General features: G+C 45.8%; 25 protein-coding genes, 1 pseudogene and 1 riboswitch. Of the genes and pseudogenes, 15 read left to right on the forward strand and 11 right to left on the reverse strand.

The window, feature by feature from the left end; translation table 11 throughout:
* Window positions 1-152 precede the first annotated feature (152 nt).
* Window positions 153-440: a helix-turn-helix domain-containing protein gene (locus tag L9W92_RS16605; RefSeq protein WP_240084861.1), complete on the forward strand. Its 288-nt coding sequence runs from the start codon at window positions 153-155 to the stop codon at window positions 438-440.
* Between the two features lie 296 nt (window positions 441-736).
* Window positions 737-1,192 carry a GreA/GreB family elongation factor gene (locus L9W92_RS16610; protein WP_240084862.1) on the forward strand — a complete coding sequence of 152 codons (456 nt, stop codon included), beginning with the start codon at window positions 737-739 and terminating at the stop codon, window positions 1,190-1,192.
* 62 nt (window positions 1,193-1,254) lie between these two features.
* Here L9W92_RS16610 and L9W92_RS16615 read toward each other — a convergent pair whose 3' ends face one another.
* Together L9W92_RS16615 and L9W92_RS16620 are read right to left on the reverse strand one after the other, a co-directional pair.
* Entirely contained in the window at window positions 1,255-1,755 is a 501-nt protein-coding gene (locus L9W92_RS16615; protein ID WP_312038117.1) for an MBL fold metallo-hydrolase, read from the reverse strand.
* A gap of 12 nt (window positions 1,756-1,767) precedes the next feature.
* A complete protein-coding gene (locus L9W92_RS16620; protein ID WP_240084864.1) occupies window positions 1,768-2,247 on the reverse strand; it encodes an MBL fold metallo-hydrolase in 480 nt (159 codons plus the stop codon).
* A 163-nt stretch (window positions 2,248-2,410) separates the two neighbouring features.
* Here L9W92_RS16620 and L9W92_RS16625 point away from each other — a divergent pair, with 163 nt between their 5' ends.
* The 3 genes from L9W92_RS16625 to cysE all read left to right on the forward strand — a co-directional run bounded on the left by L9W92_RS16625 (window position 2,411) and on the right by cysE (window position 5,133).
* The gene (locus L9W92_RS16625; RefSeq protein ID WP_240084865.1) at window positions 2,411-2,998 is read left to right on the forward strand and encodes a carboxymuconolactone decarboxylase family protein; all 588 of its coding nucleotides are present in this window, start codon (window positions 2,411-2,413) and stop codon (window positions 2,996-2,998) included.
* A gap of 873 nt (window positions 2,999-3,871) precedes the next feature.
* On the forward strand, window positions 3,872-4,327 hold the full coding sequence (locus L9W92_RS16630) for an RrF2 family transcriptional regulator (RefSeq protein WP_240084866.1): 456 nt from the start codon (window positions 3,872-3,874) through the stop codon (window positions 4,325-4,327).
* A gap of 146 nt (window positions 4,328-4,473) precedes the next feature.
* The gene (gene cysE / locus L9W92_RS16635) at window positions 4,474-5,133 is read left to right on the forward strand and encodes a serine O-acetyltransferase (protein ID WP_240084867.1); all 660 of its coding nucleotides are present in this window, start codon (window positions 4,474-4,476) and stop codon (window positions 5,131-5,133) included.
* Here cysE and L9W92_RS16640 read toward each other — a convergent pair.
* From L9W92_RS16640 to L9W92_RS16650, 3 genes are all read right to left on the reverse strand, one after another.
* Window positions 5,130-6,317 (reverse strand): SAM-dependent methyltransferase, encoded by a 1,188-nt coding sequence (locus L9W92_RS16640; RefSeq protein WP_240084868.1) that lies wholly within the window; start codon window positions 6,315-6,317, stop codon window positions 5,130-5,132. The genes cysE and L9W92_RS16640 overlap by 4 nt on opposite strands.
* Before the next feature lie 57 nt (window positions 6,318-6,374).
* Window positions 6,375-7,160, reverse strand: a complete 786-nt coding sequence (locus L9W92_RS16645; RefSeq protein ID WP_240084869.1) for an alpha/beta hydrolase — start codon at window positions 7,158-7,160, stop codon at window positions 6,375-6,377.
* Between the two features lie 262 nt (window positions 7,161-7,422).
* Window positions 7,423-8,661: an IS110 family RNA-guided transposase gene (locus tag L9W92_RS16650; protein WP_240084870.1), complete on the reverse strand. Its 1,239-nt coding sequence runs from the start codon at window positions 8,659-8,661 to the stop codon at window positions 7,423-7,425.
* Between the two features lie 304 nt (window positions 8,662-8,965).
* On the opposite strand from L9W92_RS16650, the gene L9W92_RS16655 reads away from it, so the two are divergent.
* Entirely contained in the window at window positions 8,966-9,598 is a 633-nt protein-coding gene (locus tag L9W92_RS16655) for an alpha/beta hydrolase (RefSeq protein ID WP_240084871.1), read from the forward strand.
* 19 nt (window positions 9,599-9,617) lie between these two features.
* Here the strand turns inward: L9W92_RS16655 and L9W92_RS16660 are convergent, their stop codons facing one another.
* Both L9W92_RS16660 and L9W92_RS16665 read right to left on the reverse strand, forming a co-directional pair.
* Window positions 9,618-9,893, reverse strand: coding sequence for a YqhV family protein (locus tag L9W92_RS16660; protein ID WP_240084884.1), 276 nt, complete (start codon window positions 9,891-9,893; stop codon window positions 9,618-9,620).
* A 79-nt stretch (window positions 9,894-9,972) separates the two neighbouring features.
* Window positions 9,973-10,179, reverse strand: coding sequence for a hypothetical protein (locus L9W92_RS16665; RefSeq protein ID WP_240084872.1), 207 nt, complete (start codon window positions 10,177-10,179; stop codon window positions 9,973-9,975).
* Window positions 10,180-10,432: 253 nt separating this feature from the next.
* Between L9W92_RS16665 and htpG the strand changes: the two genes are divergently transcribed.
* From htpG to L9W92_RS16695, 6 genes are all read left to right on the forward strand, one after another.
* The gene (htpG, locus tag L9W92_RS16670) at window positions 10,433-12,319 is read left to right on the forward strand and encodes a molecular chaperone HtpG (protein ID WP_240084873.1); all 1,887 of its coding nucleotides are present in this window, start codon (window positions 10,433-10,435) and stop codon (window positions 12,317-12,319) included.
* Between the two features lie 117 nt (window positions 12,320-12,436).
* A complete protein-coding gene (locus L9W92_RS16675; protein WP_240084874.1) occupies window positions 12,437-13,117 on the forward strand; it encodes an MBL fold metallo-hydrolase in 681 nt (226 codons plus the stop codon).
* Between the two features lie 89 nt (window positions 13,118-13,206).
* Entirely contained in the window at window positions 13,207-13,740 is a 534-nt protein-coding gene (locus L9W92_RS16680) for a TIGR00725 family protein (protein WP_312038118.1), read from the forward strand.
* 313 nt (window positions 13,741-14,053) lie between these two features.
* Window positions 14,054-14,542, forward strand: a complete 489-nt coding sequence (locus L9W92_RS16685) for an HIT family protein (protein WP_240084876.1) — start codon at window positions 14,054-14,056, stop codon at window positions 14,540-14,542.
* Between the two features lie 49 nt (window positions 14,543-14,591).
* Window positions 14,592-16,784, forward strand: a complete 2,193-nt coding sequence (gene recD2 / locus L9W92_RS16690; RefSeq protein ID WP_312038116.1) for an SF1B family DNA helicase RecD2 — start codon at window positions 14,592-14,594, stop codon at window positions 16,782-16,784.
* 111 nt (window positions 16,785-16,895) lie between these two features.
* Entirely contained in the window at window positions 16,896-17,564 is a 669-nt protein-coding gene (locus L9W92_RS16695; RefSeq protein WP_240084877.1) for an SOS response-associated peptidase, read from the forward strand.
* A gap of 67 nt (window positions 17,565-17,631) precedes the next feature.
* Here L9W92_RS16695 and L9W92_RS16700 read toward each other — a convergent pair whose 3' ends face one another.
* Entirely contained in the window at window positions 17,632-17,928 is a 297-nt protein-coding gene (locus L9W92_RS16700; protein ID WP_240084878.1) for a hypothetical protein, read from the reverse strand.
* Between the two features lie 198 nt (window positions 17,929-18,126).
* Window positions 18,127-18,283, forward strand: a riboswitch (cyclic di-AMP (ydaO/yuaA leader).
* A gap of 6 nt (window positions 18,284-18,289) precedes the next feature.
* Between L9W92_RS16700 and L9W92_RS16705 the strand changes: the two genes are divergently transcribed.
* From L9W92_RS16705 to L9W92_RS16715, 3 genes are all read left to right on the forward strand, one after another.
* Window positions 18,290-18,691: a hypothetical protein gene (locus tag L9W92_RS16705; protein ID WP_240084879.1), complete on the forward strand. Its 402-nt coding sequence runs from the start codon at window positions 18,290-18,292 to the stop codon at window positions 18,689-18,691.
* Between the two features lie 313 nt (window positions 18,692-19,004).
* Window positions 19,005-19,427 (forward strand): sigma factor-like helix-turn-helix DNA-binding protein, encoded by a 423-nt coding sequence (locus L9W92_RS16710; protein ID WP_240084880.1) that lies wholly within the window; start codon window positions 19,005-19,007, stop codon window positions 19,425-19,427.
* Between the two features lie 35 nt (window positions 19,428-19,462).
* On the forward strand, window positions 19,463-19,939 hold the full coding sequence (locus tag L9W92_RS16715; RefSeq protein ID WP_240084881.1) for a hypothetical protein: 477 nt from the start codon (window positions 19,463-19,465) through the stop codon (window positions 19,937-19,939).
* 229 nt (window positions 19,940-20,168) lie between these two features.
* Here L9W92_RS16715 and L9W92_RS16720 read toward each other — a convergent pair whose 3' ends face one another.
* The 3 genes and pseudogenes from L9W92_RS16720 to L9W92_RS16730 form a co-directional block, all read right to left on the reverse strand.
* Window positions 20,169-20,543: a type II toxin-antitoxin system HicB family antitoxin gene (locus L9W92_RS16720; RefSeq protein WP_240084882.1), complete on the reverse strand. Its 375-nt coding sequence runs from the start codon at window positions 20,541-20,543 to the stop codon at window positions 20,169-20,171.
* A 52-nt stretch (window positions 20,544-20,595) separates the two neighbouring features.
* The gene (locus L9W92_RS16725; protein WP_240084883.1) at window positions 20,596-20,772 is read right to left on the reverse strand and encodes a type II toxin-antitoxin system HicA family toxin; all 177 of its coding nucleotides are present in this window, start codon (window positions 20,770-20,772) and stop codon (window positions 20,596-20,598) included.
* Window positions 20,773-20,945: 173 nt separating this feature from the next.
* Window positions 20,946-22,056: pseudogene (locus L9W92_RS16730) on the reverse strand (IS3 family transposase).
* Window positions 22,057-22,260 lie beyond the last annotated feature (204 nt).

The raw sequence follows: 22,260 nt of genomic DNA on the forward strand, positions 1-22,260 counted from the left end.
GCATAAATTCAATTTAGCAGAAGGGCCATATCCAGTGTTCAACTTCTTCGGAACCGGTGTTCAGTTTCAAACGGGGACACTGTTTAATCTTAGCGGTCAAACTGTTCAGTTTTACCCGGTATACTCAATTTAGTGCTCAGATAAGTGAAGATATGTTTATTGATATGGACAATGAGGATAAAAAAATGGATCGAGATATGGTAACGGATTATATTAATAGGTATTTAGAAGAGATAAAACTAAGCTTGGATTTTTTGAAAAAGCGAGAGAATGAAGCTCAAAGGGCTAGACTTATTAAGGAACTGGCAAGTGTATCCGGTTTATCAGGCAGACAAATTTCCGATATTATTGGTATTAATAGAGAAACAGTAAGAAAAGTTATAGTGTCATACTGTCAAAAGAACCGTCTTCTTGACAAACTAAGTCCCCTTGACAAATGATACCCTTGACACCTAAAGAACTGTTCCCTGACAGTCCGCGTCCCCTTGATAGTCCGTAATGTCAAAAGAACCGTCCCCTTGACATCAGTCCCCTTGACATCAAAGAACCGTCCCCTTGACATCCCCTTACCAGAAAATTAAAGCCTTTGCATTAAATGTTAATATCATACACTATTGACAATGATTGTATCTAATGATAAGATACATTTAAATGGGTGTTTCGCTATTAAGGCGAAGCGCCCTTGCGCTTTATATTGGGTTTTTCCATTTAGTGGCTGAATATGGAGGGGAGTAAATTGGTTAGGGTCACACTGTCAGAAGCTTCCTTTAATAGTCTCATTAAGCATTTGGTAAAAGTTGAGGAAGAGAAAAAGGAACTTATTGAAAAATATTTTCTTGAACCATCAAAAGAACGTAATGAATTTGAGAAGCTTATTGAAGATTATATAAAACATATTGAACAACTAGTCAGAAATGCAAAAAAGACACAAAATTTAGGCAATAGACTTCCTTTTGTCACCATAGGTAGTGAAGTGGAAGTGCTAGACTTATCATGCCAGGAGGTTTTTAAGTATCGCATTGTAAATCCCTTTCAAAGTAACATAAAAGAGGGCGATGTATCATTTTTATCACCGATGGGAAAGTCATTATTATTAAAGAAAGTCGGTGATGAAATAGAAGTGAGAGCACCGGGAGGGGTTTTCTTTTATAAAGTAAAATCTATTCAACTGCTGCAGGGTGAAATTGAATGAGAAGGATACAGCGGAGCGCGGCGGAGTGCTGAATAAATATTATTATCATGGCAGTAAGGTTTTTAACTATCCTTGGCAGCCAGTGAAAAATAATATTTATTCTCTTTTTCTTCCTTGCGTACCATCTTTACTTCCTCAAGATATTTCAGGTGAGCGAGAGCCTCGCCGCAGGCAAACCATTTCTGTGTGACCGGAAACAGATCCCAGGAGTCGTATGTCATATCCCAAGTCATTTGGGAAGCTGTGTGATAGGCGTCCAGGCTGCCATTTTTTAATATTGATAGCACCTCGCCGGCTCTTGTTTGGTGGTGGTTTTTCAATTCCTCAATTCTAGCCTTACAGTCTTTAATAAGTTTCCTATGTCCGGGCAGGACAAGAGCAACGTCAAGATTATTAATTTTATCAAGACTGCTGATGAATTCATACAAAAGGTTATGGTCATAAGTCATCCCCAGTGAAATATTCGGAGTAATATCTGTTAGGATATGGTCCCCGGAAAACAGGATCTTTTGGGATGGCTCATAGAGGCACATGTGGCCGGTAGTATGGCCGGGGGTTTCTATGCAGGTAAAGTGCTAGCCTCCAGCGCTGATCATGTCTTTATCCTTTATTATTTTGAAATTCATCTGTCCCCTGGGGCGAAACCTGTAACCGGGATGTTTGTTAACAGCTAGTCTTAGCTCTTCCTCAGGGAAGCCGCAGATTCGTCCGAGGAATTTTAATTTCTCCCAGTATTCCGGTTTGCTCAATCCGTCAATATCTATCGAAGCAAGCCGGCTGCAGTAAAGTGTTGGTTTTTTTGGGGTTAGGCTTGCTACCAGGCCGCAGTGGTCCGCGTGCATATGAGTAATAAAAAAATCAGTTTTATCCAAATCCACCCCAATTTCATCAAGGCCGGACAGCATGGCTCTTTTGCATTCTTCCCTGTTCATAGCGGTATCGATAATCAAACTTCTTGAACTATCCTTGATTACATAAGAATTAGTTGCTTGCAAGGGGTTATTGGGGAGCGGGATTTCTATTCCGTAAAGATTAGGCAGTATTTTTTCAGCCATGCTTGGGTACGTTCCTTTCAAACAGAAATTCATCCAGTTACCCTTGCGATTATTCGCTGCTGATATTTCTTCATTTTCCAAAGAATAATTAATATGATAGTCTGATAATTGGTGTTTTTATTTTATCTCATCTGAGAATAAACAGCTAGGGGGTAAAAAACACATGGCGGGAGTTAACCAAGGAAAAGAAGAAAACAAAAGAGATGGGCAAAGGGGGCCTCGCCTGCCGCTTGTGCCGGTTGAGCAAATGCCTGAGAAGACGCGTAAAATGATCCTGGCCGGCGGGCCGACCAACAGCCTGAATATTAATAAAATGATGGCTCATGCGGAGAATAGTGTGCGTCATTATATGCGGCTGGGCAGTTCGCTTTTGTCCCAGGTGAAGCTGGACGCGTACCTGCGTGAGTTATGCATACTGAGGGTGGCCGCTTTGTGCGATTCTTACTACGAGTGGTACCAGCACGAAAAGATGGCGCGGGAAGCGGGGGTTCCAGAAGAAAAAATCGCCGGTGTGAAGATAGGCCCGGATGAGGGATGCTTCAGCGAGCCGGAGCGGTTGGTGCTGGAATATACTGATGAAGTTACTATTAAAATTAAGTCTACCGATGAAACGTTTTACAAGCTGGCAGAACACTTTGATCACCGTGAACTGGCAGAACTGACCTTGATTATCGGTTTTTACAATATGGTGGCCCGTTTTTTGGAAAACACCGAGGTGCAGGTAGAAAGAAATAAACGAATAAATGTGTGATTTTTCTAATTTAAAAAATTATTTAAAATTTTCAAAAAATACTATTGACAATGTAAGTTCTGCTATTTATAATGAAAGTGACCCAGGAAATAACTTTTAAGTTAAAGTACTGGGAGGAAGACCCCCGGCGGGTTCGGTAACCAGTAACTGGGAAACAACGAAACGGTAGAGTTGTAACCGAGGCGGTTCAAAGGAGGGTTGGCTGAAAAGCCGAAGACTTAGCAGGCAACCGGCCAGGTCAGACTAAAGCCCTGTGGTTAAGGTAAAGCCCGGGGAAGATTAGCAAACTGAAAGTCCGATAGCTGAGTGAAGCTGTTGGAGGAGTAAGGAGACCGGTACCGTAGGAAAAAGGGTTCAAAGGAAGATCACTGAAAAGCCGGTTGGTGAAGTAAGAGGTCGACCAGGTTGCTGATAAGCTAATGGCTGAGTAAAGTCATTAGGCAGGGTAAGCGGCCGGTACCAAGGTTATAGCTAGGAGTAGGTGTGAACCGGCAACGTGGCGAAGATTCCTGTAAAGGGAGAAACCGAAACCGAACGTTAGGAACGTTAGGAACGTTAGGAACGTTAGGAACGGAAGATAGTTATATCGACCGGACCGAAACGCGGGGGGAATAAAGGAGGGATGTACTGAGTTGCAGTACACCTCGGGTAAAGGGTAGACAGATTCCAAAGTGGAATCGTGATTGTCTGCCCTTTATCCTGTTAGAGGGGGCATTAGAGGGGGTCAGGCTTTACTTTGTGACTTATAGAAAGTCACAAAGTAAAGCCTGACCCCCTGAAAAAAGAGTAGAAATAAAATGGAGAATATAGTATAGTAATAATAGTATGTTTAGATAAATAATAAACATTCTGAGAAAGGGGAATACAAAGACCTTGAAGTTTTCGACACGAGCGCGGTATGGTTTGCGCGCGATGGTGGATCTGGCACAAAATTATGCCCCCAACGAACCTATTCCCCTCATCCGGGTAGCGGAAAGGGAGGAAATATCCGAGGGTTATTTGGAGCAGTTGGTAACCTTCCTGCGCAAGGGGGGACTGGTTCGGAGCGTACGGGGCGCCCAGGGCGGTTATCTACTCACCCGGGAGCCCTCTAGGATTACCGTTGGTGAAGTAATTAGATGCCTGGAAGGGCCTCTGGGGCCGACTGGTTGTGTTAGCGAAGACGATCCGGAATCATGTGTGCGCGCCGAAACCTGTGCGACAAGAATAATATGGGAAAGAATCAGGGAATCCATAGCGCATGTGCTGGACAGCACCACGTTGGAAGACCTGTGCATGGAAGCTGAGAAGATACGTCTGTCGCGGGAAGCAAGTATGTACTATATTTAGTACTATATTTTAGTGATATTATTTCAAATGGAATAATCGGATGCCGGTGTAAATAAGTATAAAAATAAGTAAGTATAAAAAGGTTTAATAGTGGTTCTATTACCAGTAAAGCAATTGATTAAATTATGTATAGAGAGGATACTGTTATGCTCAGCGGACTTAAAAAATATATATTAAGTATTATGAGGCGCGACCCCGCAGCCAAGTCTGCGCTGGAGGTAATTCTATGTTACCCGGGCTTTCACGCTGTGGTCATGCACCGGGTGGCGCATTTTTTTTACAGGCGTGGTTGGTATTTAACGGCCAGGTTGATATCTCAGTTTTCCCGTTTTCTGACCGCTATCGAAATTCACCCCGGAGCGAAAATTGGCGAAGGTTTGTTTATCGACCACGGAGGGGGAGTTGTGATCGGTGAGACTGCCGAGATAGGTAAAAATGTGACTATTTATCAGGGGGTAACCCTGGGTGGTACCGGTAAAGAAAAGGAAAAGAGACACCCCACCATTGGTGATAATGTCGTGATTAGTACCGGGGCCAAGGTGCTCGGTTCGTTTACCGTAGGAGAAAACTCCAGGATTGGGGCCGGCTCGGTTGTTTTAAGAGCTGTTCCGCCGAACAGCACAGTGGTGGGTGTGCCCGGCAAAGTTGTCGCCCGGAACGGCCAGAAATTGGCGCTAACAGATGAAGCTGATATTGATTTGCGGCACGATCTGCTTCCCGACCCGGTAGCGGAAATGATGTCGAATATGCAGGCGAATATTGAGTTGCTTGAAGAACGAGTTAGAATGCTGGAGAACAAGCATTAATTGTATAAATACTCCCGGGTCAGGGGCAGGTTGTTATTTAACCCATTGGAGATTAGAATCTGGTGAATATCCAGGCCGCTGACCCGGAAAGAAGCGGCGCAGGAACGCAGGTACAGGCGCCACATCCGGACAAAACGCTCATCGTACATTTCCCGTATTTTACCGGTATGTTTTTCAAATCCTTCCGCCCAGCGCTCCAGGGTCATGGCGTAGTGCATCCGCAAACTTTCTATATCTAAAACATGAAAATCATAGTCGGGCAGCAGCCAGATCACTTCGCGCAAAGACGGGATATAACCCCCGGGGAAAATATGTTTTTTTATCCAGCCGTTCACCGGCCCTTCCTTGGTATGCGTAATGGTATGAAGTAAGGCTAAGCCGCCCTCCTTCAGGAGCTTTTTCAATGTCATCATGAACTGGGGATAGTTGGCCCGGCCAACATGTTCGAACATCCCAATGCTGGCGATTTTATCGAAAACGAGCCCTTTGCCCGCCAGTTGCCGGTAATCCATCAACTCAACTTCCACCCGATCTTTTAGACCCAGTTCCGCGATACGGCGCTGGGTTTCCTGATGCTGTTCACGGCTCAGAGTAATTCCTACCGCTTTTGCCCCGTAAACCTGGGCGGCGCGGAGAATCAGCCATCCCCAGCCGCTGCCGATGTCAAGAAGAATTTCCCCGGGGCGCAACTGCAGCTTTTTCAGCACGTGGTCAATCTTTTGAATTTGGGCTTGGGTCAGGGAGTCTTCGGCTTTTTGGAAATAAGCGCAGGAATAACTCATGGTCTCGTCCAGCCAGAGGGAGAAAAAGTCATTGCCCAAATCGTAATGATGTTGAATGTTTTCCTTCTGTTCGCGTAAAGATGTGGAATGCGGGCGGTGTGAAAAAATTTTGGCCAGGAGACGCCGGCCCCGGTTTTTTTCATTTAACTTCATACTGGAGCTGACTAGCTTGATGATATCGTCCAGTTCACCGGTAATATCAATCAAACCGTCCATGTAAGCCTCGCCAAACGCTAATACCGGGTCTTTGAGTATTTGCTTGTACGGTATTTTTTCGTGAAAAATCACTTTAACCGGAGGAGTATCGCCGCCGTATTGTTCAGTCGTGCCGTCCCAATAGGATACTTCAAAAGCGCCGCATTTAACCTGGTTAAATAAATTTTGGAGCAATCGCTTTAGCATAAACCTGTCACCTTCCGTTGTCTGTAACAGTTTTAGGTTCTCCGCTGTTTATAACCTTTATGTATCCTTTGAAGGAGTGAGGATAAAATTTTGAATTGCCTCAAAATATTGCCTTAAGCCCACGTACATTATGTCGTTATGGCCCGCGTTAGGGATGGTAACCAGCTTCTTGCGGGCTGTTCCTAAGTTTTCGTATAAGTCTAGGGCTTCTTCATATGGAACAATGCAGTCGTCCTGCCCATGGATGACCAGAACGGGTATGGAAATGTTTTTAACCAAGTCCAGGCATTCCTGATCAAGCTGGTGCAGGGTAACTTCCCTGGGGAAATGGTCAAGGTGTTTCATGACTTTGACCACGTTGGCGAAACCGCTTTCGACAATCATACCCTTGATTAAACCGGGGTATTCGTTAGCCAGCTCCAGGGCGGAAATGCTGCCTAAAGACCTGCCCATAATCCATAATTCTTGCTGAAAGCCACGGTTGGACAGTTCGCTTGTGACAGCTTTAAATATGGATTTAGCGTCATTGCATGCGTTGGTAAAAGAAGGGGTGCCTCCGCTGGCGCCATATCCGCGGTAGTCCGCCACTACTATGTTCAGCCCTAGATCGTTGTATGCAGGCGCGATTTCGTCGTAGTCGCTGACCACTTCCCCGTTGCCGTGAAAGTATAAAATCCAGGGCTGGTTGACGCCGCCGGTGTAAAAGCGGATTGATACGGAAATATCTTTATCCACAGGCACGTCCAGATCAAAAGCGTTTTCCGGGCACGGGCTAAAATCTTTACGCGGATAGAAAATTAAATTTAATATCGGAGGCAAATCAATCATTGTGTAATCCGGCATATTTTCCAACTCCCAATAATGTTAATTTATACTGGTATTATTAAATTCATAGTACTAAAATATAACGAGGAATTCAAGGGCTAATCGAATGAATAGCCAATTTTTCACAGTGTTGGTATAATATTCATTAAGCAATACCGGTTAAGGAGATGAAAAGTCTGAAACGATGAGCTATGTTAGTACAGATTAAAAAAGAGTATAGTAAACAAACCATCCAGAAGACGGTCTTTGAAAAAGTAAATAAAGAGATTAAAGAAAGGAATTAAACTGTAATTACAGAATATCCGTGTCTTTGAGCCAATATAACGGCTTGCTCTACAGTGATCCGGCGGGTCCGGGGCATGACTTCCACTCTTTTGTAAAGCACTGGATTGTAAGGTTCACCATTTTTCAGTATATGGTATATGGCGGTAAGCAGCATACGGGCGACTGCTATAATAGCACGCTTATGACCACGTCGTTTCTTGATGGATAAATAGCGACCTTTGATTTCAGGGTGTTTATCACTTTTAACAACAGCGTTGGCGCACTGTACCAAAAGTGGTTTGATGTAAACACCGGCACGGGAAATACGGACAGAATGTTTCTTGCCGGCACTCTCGTCGTTTTGAGGAGTCACACCTGCCCAGGAACATAAGTGTTTGGCTGTCGGGAACACAGACATATCAACGCCGATCTCTGAAATAATTCCGATAGCAGAGAAAAGATTCTTGATACCTGGAACAGTCAACACCAAAGATAGTTCCTTAGCAAAAGGCTCCGCCAGCGAAAGAATCAAGGATTCAAGATTGGACTTGCACTTTTCCAATTCGTCATAATGCTTCAGGATAATATTCATTTTTTGGCGTTGTTCAGGAGTAATGATCCCGTCGAGGGCAAGCCGGATATTATCTGCTTTATGCATCATAGAGCCATGAAGAAGCGGAATAAAATCGAAATCCTTGTCATCAGGATTTTCAAGCAAGTAGTCAATAATGTTCATTGAACTCTTACCGAAAGTATCAGATACCACGTTGGCGAGCTGAATATTTGATACAGTAAGACAATTTTGAATCCGGTTTTTCTCGCTGGACTTAAAGTTTGTAAGCTTAAAACGGTAACGCATCAAGTCACGCAATTGACGAATAAGAAGAGACGGCATAAAACTTCCGGCAACCAGATCGTGCTTGAACAAGTCCGCAATCCATTTAGCATCTTTTTTATCTGTCTTTTTACCGCGAATGGCTTTGACATACTTGGGATGGGCTAAGGTTATTTTACAGGTGGGTTCTAAAATGTTATAGACAGGGATCCAATACTTGCCAGTAGACTCCATGCAAACCTGGGTGCAGGAATTGGACGTAAGCCACGCTGAGATTCTTCGCAGATCATTGGTATAGGTGGAAAAGCGGCTGGATTTGTAAGTGGTAACTCCTTGGTTGTTGGTAGTGGCAATGCAGGCAACAAGAAACCTCTTGTGAACATCAATGCCGCAACAAATGGGATAAATGATTTTTAACATTAAATCTCCCTTCTTCAAAATAGATTATTGAGAAAAACAGGCATTGACTGACTGCCCAGCAATAAACGAGTTGTTTATACAAAGATAAGTCTACGTGCTCTTGCGTCACACTTATTTGTGCTCGGTAAGGCAATCTACACATATAACAATGCGGTCTACTTCCAAAGGAGCAGCGCACTCACCTCCCCGTGATTTGTAGTTGCCTGTAATCCCAACAAGATAGTTTTAAAATAGAAAAAGCTCAAGGGCAACGGTTTCATCCCGTTTTGTGCCTTGAGCGAAGCGAAAGGAATGATTGATAACAATGAGAAAAATAAAAACGACATTGGATAATAACGGCTTGCTACTGGAAGCCTGTCTGGATATGCCGGACATAAGTGGCGGCCCATGTCCGGGGGTGGTGCTTTGCCATCCCGACCCGCGTTACGGTGGCGACATGAGCAATAATATAATCATGGCGGTTAGTTGGGCGCTTACCGAGAAGGGAATCGCCGGCATGCGCTACAATTCCCGCGGTGTCGGCCGGAGCCAGGGGTTTTTTGGCGGAGGCGTACCGGAGCAGGACGATGCCCGGTCTGCGTTGTCTTTTCTTGTTCAACAAGAAGAAATCGACTCCGACCGGGTCGGCATCATGGGTTACTCATTTGGTGGAAAAATAGCTTTGCCGGTGGGCGGCGGCAGCGACGCAATCAAAGCAATCGCCGGTGTGTCTCCGGTTATTCCGCCGGGTGTTCTGACTGACTGCGTGAAGCCGAAATTAATTATCTGCGGCTCGGAAGACGATGTTGTTTCTCCTAACCTGGTTTTGCAGGAAGCCGCTAAAATGAGCGAGCCAAAGACCGTTGAGGTGATTCCCGGCGTTGACCATTTCTGGTGGGGTTGTGAGGAGAAAATAGCAGTTCTGGTGGCGGAATTTTTTGTCAACGCGCTGGGCTGAGCCGACTGACGGCGGCTTTTTAGATCTTATTGATCCCGATAAAAATCAAGAATACCCCGAGTATGACTGTTGCCATGCCGGCCGGAGATATTTTTCCGGCGAGGCCGATCAAGCCAAGGCTAGTTACGGCGATTAACACCGTGGGACCCACCAGTGCCAGCGCGGCATTAATTTTAAACGCGGTTTCCACCTGCCCGTACTTCAGCATGAGCATGGCCGCCGTAAATTCGATAGTAGCGGACAGCACCCTGATGCCCGCCATGCCGAAAACGATTTTATCCGTGATAAAAAACAGTATCTTCACCTCCACCGTAGTGTTTACATAGATTTCATATGCGCCGGGGGAGGCTTAAATGACTGCTCTTGATAAAATATTAGTTGCCATTAAGGCCGTCGCCGGTCCGCCGTTTCCCGCCGGCCGGCACGGCTGCCATCATTCCCGCCACACCCAGGGCTGCTGCGAAAAACATTACCCCGCGATAACCCCATCCCTGGGCAATTAGGCTGCCGAGCAGGGGAATAAAGATAATGGAGCCTTGAAGGCAAAGCTGAGTAAAAAGTTGACCAGCCCGAACAACCACAAGCGGGATTGTCCTCCGCTCACCTTGTTATCCAAATGAGTACACCAATCCCAGAACGATGATATCAGTTCATTTTAAGAGCCTGACCGGCCGGTGTCTACAGCAGGCTCCAAAATCCCTGACCGTGACATGAGGTAATAAAATATGCGGCCAGTCTTTATTATTAAATGCTTTATGTGGTAAAATTTTATTTGGTCAGATTTGTTGACATGATCATTATAGAATAAGAACTTAAGTGGAGGTGTCTTTTCAGATGTCGGTGTCAACCGGGGAAAATACTTATGAAACCAGGGAATTTCAAGCAGAAGTAAAGCAAATCCTTGATATTGTCGTGAATTCGCTTTACACAGACCGCGAAATATTTCTGCGTGAGTTAATCTCCAACGCTGCCGACGCCCTGGAGAAATTCCGGTACGAAAATCTAACCAACAAGAACGTCAAAGATGGGGAACTCCCGCTCGAAATCACCATCGAGCTGGATGACAAGGAGCACACTCTGACCATAACCGATACCGGTATCGGCATGACCAGGGAGGAATTGATTGAAAACCTGGGTACCATAGCGCACTCAGGTTCAAAAGCTTTTATCCGGCAAATGGCTGAAGCCAATCAAAAAGATTTGAACCTGATCGGCCAGTTCGGTGTGGGATTTTACGCCGCGTTTATGGTAGCCAAGAAAATCCGGGTGCTGTCACGTTCGTATCAACCTGAAGCGGCTGGCTGCGAGTGGGTTTCAGACGGCATTGGCAATTATACCGTCGGTGCGGCAACGGATTTGCCGCGAGGCACTAAAATCATCCTGGAGCTTAAAGATGACGCCCACGAATTTGCCGGAGTCGAGGTCATTAAACGGATCATCAAGCAATACTCCAGCTTCGTCTCTTTTACGATCCGTGTTAATGGCGAGCAGATCAACACCGTTCAGGCGATCTGGACACGAAATAAAAACGAGATCAAGGAAGAAGAATATAACGAGTTTTACAAGTTTATCGCGAACGCATACGATGAGCCGCTTTACCGTCTGCATTTCTCCGCCGACGCGCCGCTGGCCATCAACGCTCTCTTATTTGTGCCGAAGCAGAATTTTGAGCGTTATGGTTTCAGCCGGACGGAGCCCGGTGTCAATCTTTACTGCCGTAAAATCTTAATCCAGCAGCAAGCTGAAGGGATCCTGCCGGAATGGCTGCGTTTTGTAAAGGGCGTAGTAGACAGTGAGGACATCCCGCTAAACATCTCCCGTGAAACCATGCAGGACAGCACCCTGATGTCCCGGCTGCGCAGGGCTGTAACCGGCCGGTTCCTCAGGTTTCTCAACGAGCAGGCAAAAGCCGACCCGGACAAGTATGAAGAGTTTTGGAAACAATTCGGCTTCTTTATTAAAGAAGGGGTTTCCAGCGACTACACCTACCGGGATGAGCTGGCCAAGCTGTTGCGGTTCGAGTCGTCCAAATCAGAGCCGGGTAAGTTAATATCGCTGGCGGATTACACGCAGCGAATGAAAGAAGGGCAAAAAGACATATATTACATTAACGGTCCCACCCGGGAAATTATTGAAGCCGGTCCTTATCTGGAGGTTTTCCGGGCCCGTGACCTGGAAGTTATCTACACGCATGAGCCTGTTGACGACTTTGTTCTGAGCAATTTGATGGATTATGAGGAAAAGAAACTGGTGTCCGCTGATCAGGCCGGGCTGGATCTTCCCGCGTTGGACGAGAAGCCTGACGGGGAGCAGCTTGATCATGAAACAGTGCAATCGTTGACAGGATGGCTGAAAGAAATACTGGGGAATAAAGTTACTGAAGTCAAGGAATCCACCCGTTTAATCAACAGCCCCGCAGTCATTCTGAATCAGGACGGCATGATGACCAGCAGCATGCAGCGGGTGATGCAGGCGGTAAACAAAGACCTGGGCGCCATTGGCAGGAAGATGCTGGAGATCAACCCGCGGCATGAATTAATCAAACGCTTAGCCGCGTTGCGTGAAAAAGATGAAAAATTTGCCCGCCTGGCGGCGGAGCAGATCTACGACAACGCCTTGATTTCCGCCGGGCTAATGACCGACCCGCGTGACATGGTGAACCGCATGTATGATATCCTGGAGCGTGCCCTGGCGGGGGACACCCCTCCGACTCCGGAGTAAGGCTTTTAAAGAGGTGTGACCCCTTCTTAATAGGGAGGACATTCCTCGGCCCCAGAGTATGGCTCAAAAGAGAGGTGTGTCCCCTTTCCTAATTTACGGTTGAAGGGAGGAGCCGAAATGCAAAAACCGCAAAAAGTTGTTGACGGTGTTTACCTCGTGGGCGGACAGGAATTAACCGATATGAGAGATTGTTGTGTTTACCTTGTCGACGGCGGCAGCGAACTGGCCCTGATTGATGCCGGCCTCGGTTATTCATGCCGGTCGATATTGGACAATATAAAAAGACTGGGGTTTGACCCTTCCTTATTGAAGTATGTAATCGCCACTCACGGGCATATCGACCATATTGGCGGCCTGAGCCACTTCCAGTCGCTCGGTGCGAAGATAGTGGGGCACGCGCTGGATTTGGACGCTATTTCCAAAGGTCTGGCCCATTTGACAGCGGCATCGTATTACAGGGTAAATTACCAGCCCGTCAACGTCGACGTTATTCTGAAGGGTGAAAAGCAGGATATAACAATCGGGGAACTGACCCTTCACTGCCTGTTCACCCCGGGGCACACTCCCGGCGGGATCAGCCCTTATATTGACCTCAACGGCGGCAGGATTCTGTTCGGTCAGGACATCCACGGGCCTTTTAACGCGTCCTGGGGTTCGGATATTAAGAAGTGGATCACTTCAATGAAAAAGTTAATCGACCTGAAGGCTGATATCTTGTGTGAAGGGCACTTCGGTGTCTATAAGCCGGCGGCAAAAGTGCGGCAGTATATTGAACATTACCTGGATCAATATGCCTGAGCATATGGCAACGCCGGAAAAAGCTGAAGAGCTTTTAACTTAATAAAGGTAATCTATGTGAAGGGAAGTCGGCTGGAATTCGCAAATTTATTGTAGGCGTCATGGGCGGTGGTGAAGAATTAGCACCGGAAATTTACCGGCTGGCTTACCACCTCGGGGAACTCATCGCAAAAGAAGGCTGGGTGCTTCTTAACGGCGGGAGGCCGGCCGGTGTTATGGAAGCGTCGGCAAAGGGCGCCAGGGAAAACGGCGGGCTGACCGTGGGCGTGTTGCCCGGAAAAGACGGAGGCGCGGCTTCTGACTATATTGACGTGGTTATTGCCACGGGAATGGGCGACGGACGCAATTACATCAATGCGCTTTCCAGCGACATCGTTGTGGCCCTGCCCGGCAAGGCCGGAACGGTTTCAGAAATTGCACTCGCCTTAAAAAACAGGAAAAAAGTAATCTTGCTGGGTGCCGACGTGGGTACTACATTTGATTTTTACCGGGACGAAGGGTTATTAGCGAATGCAAGTACTCCTGAAGAAGCAATACAGATAATTAAGAGATTGCATGTGCCAGGTAAAACACATGCTACCCCTGGCTCTAAGAAATTGTACGGTAAATATATAATAAAATAAAACTTAATATCAACCCAATTATTTAGTGAGAGAGCTGGAATTCTGCTGAATTCGCTTGTATTATTTGTGACTGAATCAGGTTTTCTGAGAGAGCGTGTGCAGCTGACCCCGGTATCCAGGAAAGGAAACCGGAGAGATGGTTCTCAGGCTTAAACTTGCGGAAACAGCCGGCAAAATTCCCGGCTGTTTTCTTTTTTTGTTGTTTTTCATAAGTTTGTTTACGAAAGTTCAATATAAAATATATAATTTAGTTTTAAGGGACGATATTATTTTAGATTATTTTTTTTTTAATCAAAGATAAGGAGCGAATGAGATGAAACAAATATGGGCGCCGTGGCGCAGTGTCTACATTGGCGGGGACCACGGGGACAAGTGTGTCTTTTGCGGGATCTTGGAATCTGATCAGGACGGGGAAAACTTGGTTCTATGGCGGGGAGAGAAGACGTTTGTGGTGATGAACCGGTATCCTTACACCAACGGGCATGTGATGGTCGTACCCAAGAGGCATGTTGGAGAAATTGAAGAATTAACCGAAGAAGAAATGTTGGAGCTTTTTAAGAATACCCAGAAAATGGTTGGAGCGCTGCGCGCTTTCAATCCGGACGGGTTTAATATCGGGGCCAATATCGGTAGAATCGCCGGCGCGGGCGTGCCTGGCCACGTCCATATTCACGTTGTTCCCCGCTGGGGTGGAGACACCAATTTTATGCCGGTGTTCGGAGACGTGAGGGTAATTTCCGAATCGTTGGCGGTTACATATCAAAAGCTGAAGGATTCCTTGATAAAACTGAAATACATCTAAAGGTAAATCATCTATTGCCCGGCTGTGGTATAGGGGTTGTCAATGGTGTATGGGGGTTGTCAATGGTATGATGATTATTTACGGTTTCCTGGAAAGAATAGTATATCTTAACGAGGATACTCAATTTATTGTAGCCAGGCTTCAGGAAAAAGGCAAAAAAGAACTAACCACGGTTGTCGGGAACTTAGCCGGCATCAATCCCGGTGAATCCTTAAAACTTACCGGCCAATGGGAGCACAATAAAAAATTCGGTGAACAGTTTAAGGTCGAGAAATTTGAAACTATCGTTCCCGCCACTGTTAACGGTATTGAGAAATATCTTGGTTCAGGGCTGATCAAGGGTATCGGCCCCGTTATGGCCAGGCGCATTGTCAGGGTTTTCGGGCTGGATACCCTTGATGTCATTGAAGGCGCTCCCGATAAACTGACCGAAGTGAATGGTATCGGCTTAAAGCGGGTCGCCATGATTACAAAAGCCTGGGAAGAGCAAAAAGAAATCAAGGAGATCATGGTTTTTCTCCAGGGCCACGGGGTCAGCGCCACATATTCCGCAAAGATATTCAAGAAATACGGGAGTGCGTCCATTGAGACCGTGAAGAGCAATCCCTACCGGCTGGCTTCCGATATCTACGGTATCGGGTTTATTACCGCCGACCGGATTGCCAGGAGCATGGGAATTGACCCCAACTCCATAATGCGCGCTGAAGCGGGCGTCATTTATGTTCTAAATGAGCTCATGGCGGACGGGCATGTCTATTATCCTTTTGAGCCTCTCTCAAACAAAGCCGTGGAGATGCTTCAGGTCAGCAAAAACGTGGTGGTCAACGCCATGGCAAAGCTGATTGAAGAGAGGCGGCTGGTCGCGGAAGAGCCATCGGAACAAAACCGGGATGTTAAAGATGACCACAATGCCGTGTATTTGCCGCCGCTTTACACGGCTGAGGCCGGACTGGCCAAAAGGCTTTTGTTATTGAAGTCGGAACCGTCCGCCATTCGCCCCATAAACCCCGAAAAAGCGATAGCCTGGGTGGAGGCGCAATTAAATATTCAACTGGCTGATAAGCAAAAAGAGGCGGTTATCTCCTCCACACGGAGCAAAATTTCCATTATCACCGGCGGTCCCGGCACCGGGAAAACAACTATTATCCGGGCTATCATTAAGATTTTTCAGGCTATGCAGCTGAAAGTCCTGCTGGCGGCTCCCACCGGCCGGGCGGCCAAGCGGATGCAGGAAGCGACCGGGAACGAGGCCAGGACGATTCACCGGCTGCTCGAATACAGTCCGCATCAAGGCGGTTTTCAAAAGAACCAGGAATTGCCCCTGGCAGCCGATGTAGTCGTTGTGGACGAGTCTTCCATGATTGATACTGTCCTGATGTATCACCTTGTTAAAGCAATTCCCGCGCATGCTGTTTTCATTCTGGTCGGTGATATCAACCAGCTTCCCTCGGTAGGTCCGGGGAGTGTTTTAAGAGACATGATCGATTCCGGCGAATTTCAGGTGACAGTCCTTGACGAGATATTCAGGCAGGCCAGGGAGAGCAGGATAATTGTCAACGCGCATATGATTAACCAGGGCAAGTTTCCGGATATACGCAGACCGCAGGCCGGTGACAAAACCGATTTTTATTTTGTTTCGGAAGACGATCCGGAAAAAGCCCTGCAAAAGATCTTGGCGCTCTGCGGGGAGCATGTACCCAAAAGTTTCGGCTATCACCCGGTAAAAGACATTCAGGTCCTAACCCCCATGCACCGGGGCGAACTCGGCGTGGCGAACCTGAACGTCAAGCTGCAGGAATTGTTGAATCCCAACGAGAGTAAAACAATAAAAGGTTACAAAACCTTTAAGGTAAACGACAAGGTGATGCAGATGACGAACAATTACGACAAAGAAGTGTTTAACGGGGATATGGGGCGTGTTGTTTCCATTGATCAAGAAGAACAGGAAATCCAGGTGGATTTTGACGGAAGGGTGGTTGTTTACGAGTTTGCGGAAATAGACGAGTTGGTGGCGGCCTACGCCATCTCCATTCATAAATCTCAGGGCAGTGAATACCCGGCTGTAATTATCCCGGTTATGACTCAACACTATATGCTTCTCCAGAGAAATCTGATTTATACCGGAATCACCAGGGGGAAAGAACTGGTAATAATTGTTGGCAGCAAAAAGGCGTTGGCTATAGCCGTTAGAAATAATAAACCCCAAAAACGCTACACCAGGTTGAGAGAAAGATTATTGTGAATGCCTGAGTCTAGGATTACAGAAGTCAGAAATAGCTTTCTCTCCGAATATTCTGAGTTCTGGCTCCTGAATGCTGGATACTTGATTAATAATAGATTGGAGTGTCCTGACTTGTGTGGACGTTTTACTCTATCGACCGAATCGGACGAACTGAGAATTCACTTTATGCTTGAGGAAAGCTTTGAGCACACCCCACAATATAATATTGCGCCGGGCGCCGATATACCGGTGATTATCAATAATTCCGGAGTGAGAAAAGTCTCCTTGATGCACTGGGGGTTGGTTCCCCGCTGGTCTAAAGATAAGAAAGCCGGCTACAAGATGATTAACGCCAGGGCGGAGACAGTCGAGCAGAAACCCGCTTTCAGGGATGCCTTTATGCGCCGGCGCTGCCTGGTTCCAGCCGACGGTTTTTTTGAATGGCGCAGGGAGGGAGGCAAGAAGGCCCCAATGTATATCACCCTGCCGGGCAAGTCGCTTTTTGCCTTCGCGGGCATCTGGGACTGCTGGAAGGCGCCTGACGGCAAAATCATTAATTCCTGCAGCATCATTACCACCGCGGCCAACGCGTTGATGAGAGACATTCATGACCGGATGCCTGTGATACTGGCCGGGGAGAGTGAATACAAAGCATGGCTGAAAGCGGAACGTGTAAGGGCAAGAGAACTGCTGCGGCCATATAAAGGTATCTTAACTGCTTATAATGTGTCAACGATAGTTAATTCACCAGGGATGAACAGTCCGCTCTGCATAGAAAGAACTGAATTTCAGCCGCGCTAGGCCCTTCCGTCGGATTGGACAGGCATTCAGCCGGTGAAAGGCTAAAGAAATTGTCCGCTGTTCATATTCATGTTTTTAATTCCATGATCATTTTTGATAAAAGCAGGAAATTAATTTTATTGTGGTAATCGATTGCAGCGTCAATACAGTCTAGGACAGCTATTAGAGTTAACTTTGTTACGTTTAATTTTGGCGGTTTAAAAATTTTATCAACTCCCAGGACACGATCAAAATAGTCCTGCAAACTACCGTCTATATTTGGATTAAGGTAATAGTCGTCTACGTTATCCAATGTGTTAGCCTCCAAATAATACTCACTCGTGCTTTTTATTTTATTATATGCCACGTTAGCGCCGGTTGCCATTTTTATGATACTTAGGTGCAATGAATAAGGCGGGAGGGTATGAGATATGATGATGGAATATAAACCCTTGTTATTTTGATATTTAGTAAAGATATTTTATTATTAGCATACTTCGCCTCTGTCGTTTAAACAGTAACTAAGGAGGATATCTTAATTTTGCTATTGAATCGTGAAGTATAGTATACTCAACCACAGCTGACTATATATTTGCCGAATCCCAGAAATTAATCAACTGGGTACGGGGGAACCATTCGTGGGGGTGAATCCCAAGTTACCATTATTAATGGTGAACTTGGGTAGGGTTTCTTTAACCGAACCCGTCAGCTAACCTCGGAGGCGACAAAAGAAAGGGGAAAAGAATATGGTCAGAATCAAACGTATCCTTTTTGTAATCGCACCTTGTCTCTTATTGCTTTTTGGTGTACTGGCTAGCGCTAGTGCTGCATCGCCGGCAGATTTGTTGCAAAATTGCGCATCAGGGCAATGCTTTAACACCAACAGCCTGCAATGTGGCACTAATATGCAACAGCAAGCTGGGCTGTCAAGTTTGTTGCAAAATTGCGCATCGGGGCAATGTTTGAGCACCAACAGCCCGCAATGTGGCACTAACGCGCAACAGCAAGCTGGGCTGTCAAGTCTGTTGCAAAATCTCTCATCAGGGCAATGTCTGGGCACCAACAGCCCGCAATGTGGTGCTAACATACAGCAGCTAACTCCATCATCTGTTGCTTCAATGTTTAATTTATTTAATGCCGCAAGATAACATAAATACAAAACATTGCCTGTGGTACAGTAAAAATTCCAAACAATATTATTAGATTTTAGTTTAAAAACCGGTGGAACTCCCCCCGGTTTTTTTATCCAGCTTTTGTATGCAGTTCTGTTTACTTGGGTTGCCAAGGTGTGCTTTCTGAAGCTATTGACAGCTATCCAGACCTTGGCCAGAAAAACTGGAGGTCTAAGCGATAAAGCTTAGGCCTCTTTTTTATTCAAGAAAAGGGGGTGGCAAGGGTGGAAGACTTGATCCGAGAATATAAGAATCACTGAGAGAGTTTCGCGAAAGTAAGGTAAATCCTTTGATTCGTGGCAGTATAATCTCGGATACTGAGTGGACAATTAAGCTTATGGAAACGGGGCATATACCTGGAACAAAGTGGATTGTGGTCCGCTGGAGTCAGGCAAAACGGGAAGTGCCAGTTGATCCGCTTGAGATGGCCAGGTATATCCAGAATAGAGAACCCGCTGAAGCTGCCCCTGAATGGATGTTGGACCTGTTAGATAAACTTACAAAATCTTTGACCCCTCTTGAAAAGGATGCTTATGAATTGGTTCGCGGAAGAGGATATTCTTTCTCACAAGCTGCCCAGTTATTGGGTTGTTCTAAGGCATCAGTCCAAAGCTACATCAAGCGTGCAGAGAAAAAAATACAGCTTGCCATACGATTGCAAACTATAAGTAAAGGGATTTGCTTGCCAGAAGGAAAAGTATTCCGTTTGTAGAATTATGATGACAAAATAGGATACGGGGGCAATAAATGGCACAGGGTAAACTTCGATTAAAGAATAAAGAGCGCACGTTACTGCTAAATAGTCAAGTTATTGAAGATTATCCATGGTTCCATGATTTATTAAAATCCAACCAAAGGATAACAGAAGAACTTATTGATAGTCTTTCCATCGACTATCAAAGATTTTTTGACAATATGTTAAATAAAGTAATTGGGCAAGCAACGGTAGAATGGGAGGGGAATCCGCAGCATCCTGTTGATGACCTTGAAGATAAAAGGACTCCATGTACACTTTGTGGTCAACCAACCAGATGGGTTTTTTATATTTTTAACAAATGGAATGGTAAAAATATTAATGTTGGTAGTGAGTGTGTTAAGCATTTTGGAATCAGTGTAGATAAAACAGGTTTGACGGTCGATCAACTAACAAAAAGAGCAACCCGTGCCATGGATTTTAGGGCTAATGAGTTAGTGGTTTATGATAAGACATATGGTAATATGTAATTGTTTCGTTAAAAGAATTTGCAGAAAAGTTTAAAAAGATTGCCATTGGTATTTATAGTTTAACAAACGATATGGTTTCGTATATATTAAAATATCCTGGAAAGAGATTTTCATATGATGAATTAATCGATATACACAAAAGATATGAAAATAAGGATTTACGCTTATAAATTAGGGAGCCTTCAGGCTCTTTTCTTTTGCAAAAAAGAAGCAGCCCGTTTAAGACTGCTTATACTCCAAGTCTTTCTTTTAGAGCTTCCTGGAGAACTTTTGATAAACTGATGCCGGCATCGGCGGCTTTTGTGTCCAACCATCCGGGAATACTGACTGTACGGCGTACTGCGCGGTTGTCACGTATTTCAGCCCGAACAAGATTCACGAATTGATTATTCAAGGGCTTGATATTTTTTATGTTGCTGGCATTTGGAATATTTTCTTTTTCGTCCAGTAAATATTCAACCCATTGTGTCAATGCGCTTTGCGCCATATCCATAGCGTTGCTTAGAGATTTGCCTTCACTGACACAACCCGGTAAATCGGGATAGGTAATCGTATAACTACCGTCGCTGTTTTGCTCGAAGATGGCCGGAAAAATATATTCCATCGGTTTAACTCCTTTCTTGTTTGGTTTTATATAACACCCAAAGGCGGCGTTTTTATTTCAACCCCGCGTCCTTTAGGATTTGTCTGGCCGTGTTTTCGTTGATTTCGCGGTGTCTCGGGACTTGTACGGCCCGCTTGTCGGAAGCCTTGTAAATGGTGTGTTTACCATCGTCTCTTATTTTGCGGAAGCCGTTGGCTTCTAGTATTTTTATCAAGTCCCGCCGTTTCATTGTTTATAATTACCTCCTTTCTATGGTTATATTATATTACGTAATTTACGTAATGTCAACAGAAATTATTTAAATTACGTAAAAATCTTTTTTGGAGCCGCGAGGCTCTTTTGTTTTTCTTTTGTGAGGGGTTAACAATGTTTTGGACTTCCCTCGGTTATTTGGACACAAACTTAAGCAACTTTTCTCTGGTTCTCGTAGTTTTCCGGGGTCTCATATCCGATTGCTGAATGTAGCCTGAACCGATTGTAAAAAACCTCGATATATTCGAAGATTTCCAGCTTCGCTTCTGAACGGCTTTTATAATGACGATGGTATACGAGTTCCATCTTCAATGTTTTGAAGAAGCTCTCCATGGGAGAGTTATCCCAGCAGTTGCCCTTGCGGCTCATGGAGCAAATAAATCCATGTTGCCAGAGCAACTGCTGATAATCAAAACTTGCGTACTGGCTACCACGGTCGGAGTGAATGATCAGCCCCCGGCCAGGATGACGGTTGGTGATGGCCATATTCAGGGCCTCAATAACCAGTTCCCGGTCAGGTACTTCTGCATTGAGTAGCCCACGATCCTCTTGGAGCAGAGGTCCATGAACGCCGCCAGGTACAGCCAGCCCTCATTGGTGTTGATATATGTTATGTCTGTCACCCAACTCATGTTGGGGCTACCGGCGTTGAAGTTTCTGTCCAGGATATTCGGTGCCACCGGCAGATTGTGCTTAGAGTCAGTGGTGACCTTAAATTTGTACTTTTGGATAGCCTGGATGCCGGTTTCTCTCATTAGCCGTTCGACTCTCTTTTTGCCACAGTGAATGCCCTGCTTGTCCAGCTTCCGGCGGATACGGGGACTGCCGTAGGTCTTACGGCTCTCGTTATAGATCTTCACGATCTGCTCCTTAATAATTTCATCCTGCTTTTTGCGCTGGCTCACGGGTCTGGCGATCCAGCGGTAATATGCTGTCCGGGATACCTTTAGAACTCGACACATCGTCTCGACACGGAACTTGCCCGTGTGCTCCCGGATGAACCGATAGATCATTTCGGTGTCTTTGAGAAGATGGCCATGGCTTTTTTTAAGATGTCCCGTTCCTCCCGGGCGATTGCCAGCTCTTTTTTGAGACGGCGGTTCTCTTCTTCCAGATCGGTGCCCAGTCTTTGCTTCCCCATACCGGGAAAGGCCCGATCATTATAGCTCGCCAGTTCTCTCCGCCCCCTGCCGGGCATATTGACGTTGATTCCCAAGTCCCGAGCCACCTGGTTGACTGTTTTTCCGCTGTTGTAGGTCAGTTCTACAGCATTGCGCTTGAATTCTTCATCATAATGTCGTCTCGACTCTCATTGGACACAGCCTCCTTATCTAATAGATAGCCTCTCGGCATTCGCCGAGGCAGATGGCACAAGGCTTTGCTTGAACCATCGTTATTGAATTCCTCCTACTTACCATAGAGGAATTTTTTTTAAATCCGCATCCAATTGGGAATTCGGATCTGA

This window comes from Pelotomaculum terephthalicicum JT (assembly GCF_022410535.1).
Classification (GTDB): Bacteria; Bacillota; Desulfotomaculia; order Desulfotomaculales; family Pelotomaculaceae; genus Pelotomaculum_D; species Pelotomaculum_D terephthalicicum.

What these genes read in the sequence shown, in the direction of transcription:
- L9W92_RS16605 (WP_240084861.1), top strand. Translation starts at nt 153, where the DNA reads ATGTTTATTGATATGGACAATGAGGATAAAAAAATGGATCGAGATATG.
- L9W92_RS16620 (WP_240084864.1), bottom strand. Translation starts at nt 2,247, where the DNA reads ATGGCTGAAAAAATACTGCCTAATCTTTACGGAATAGAAATCCCGCTC.
- L9W92_RS16625 (WP_240084865.1), top strand. Translation starts at nt 2,411, where the DNA reads ATGGCGGGAGTTAACCAAGGAAAAGAAGAAAACAAAAGAGATGGGCAA.
- cysE (WP_240084867.1), top strand. Translation starts at nt 4,474, where the DNA reads ATGCTCAGCGGACTTAAAAAATATATATTAAGTATTATGAGGCGCGAC.
- L9W92_RS16640 (WP_240084868.1), bottom strand. Translation starts at nt 6,317, where the DNA reads ATGCTAAAGCGATTGCTCCAAAATTTATTTAACCAGGTTAAATGCGGC.
- L9W92_RS16645 (WP_240084869.1), bottom strand. Translation starts at nt 7,160, where the DNA reads ATGCCGGATTACACAATGATTGATTTGCCTCCGATATTAAATTTAATT.
- L9W92_RS16650 (WP_240084870.1), bottom strand. Translation starts at nt 8,661, where the DNA reads ATGTTAAAAATCATTTATCCCATTTGTTGCGGCATTGATGTTCACAAG.
- L9W92_RS16655 (WP_240084871.1), top strand. Translation starts at nt 8,966, where the DNA reads ATGAGAAAAATAAAAACGACATTGGATAATAACGGCTTGCTACTGGAA.
- htpG (WP_240084873.1), top strand. Translation starts at nt 10,433, where the DNA reads ATGTCGGTGTCAACCGGGGAAAATACTTATGAAACCAGGGAATTTCAA.
- L9W92_RS16675 (WP_240084874.1), top strand. Translation starts at nt 12,437, where the DNA reads ATGCAAAAACCGCAAAAAGTTGTTGACGGTGTTTACCTCGTGGGCGGA.
- L9W92_RS16685 (WP_240084876.1), top strand. Translation starts at nt 14,054, where the DNA reads ATGAAACAAATATGGGCGCCGTGGCGCAGTGTCTACATTGGCGGGGAC.
- recD2 (WP_312038116.1), top strand. Translation starts at nt 14,592, where the DNA reads ATGGGGGTTGTCAATGGTATGATGATTATTTACGGTTTCCTGGAAAGA.
- L9W92_RS16700 (WP_240084878.1), bottom strand. Translation starts at nt 17,928, where the DNA reads ATGGCAACCGGCGCTAACGTGGCATATAATAAAATAAAAAGCACGAGT.
- L9W92_RS16705 (WP_240084879.1), top strand. Translation starts at nt 18,290, where the DNA reads ATGGTCAGAATCAAACGTATCCTTTTTGTAATCGCACCTTGTCTCTTA.
- L9W92_RS16715 (WP_240084881.1), top strand. Translation starts at nt 19,463, where the DNA reads ATGGCACAGGGTAAACTTCGATTAAAGAATAAAGAGCGCACGTTACTG.
- L9W92_RS16720 (WP_240084882.1), bottom strand. Translation starts at nt 20,543, where the DNA reads ATGGAATATATTTTTCCGGCCATCTTCGAGCAAAACAGCGACGGTAGT.
- L9W92_RS16725 (WP_240084883.1), bottom strand. Translation starts at nt 20,772, where the DNA reads ATGAAACGGCGGGACTTGATAAAAATACTAGAAGCCAACGGCTTCCGC.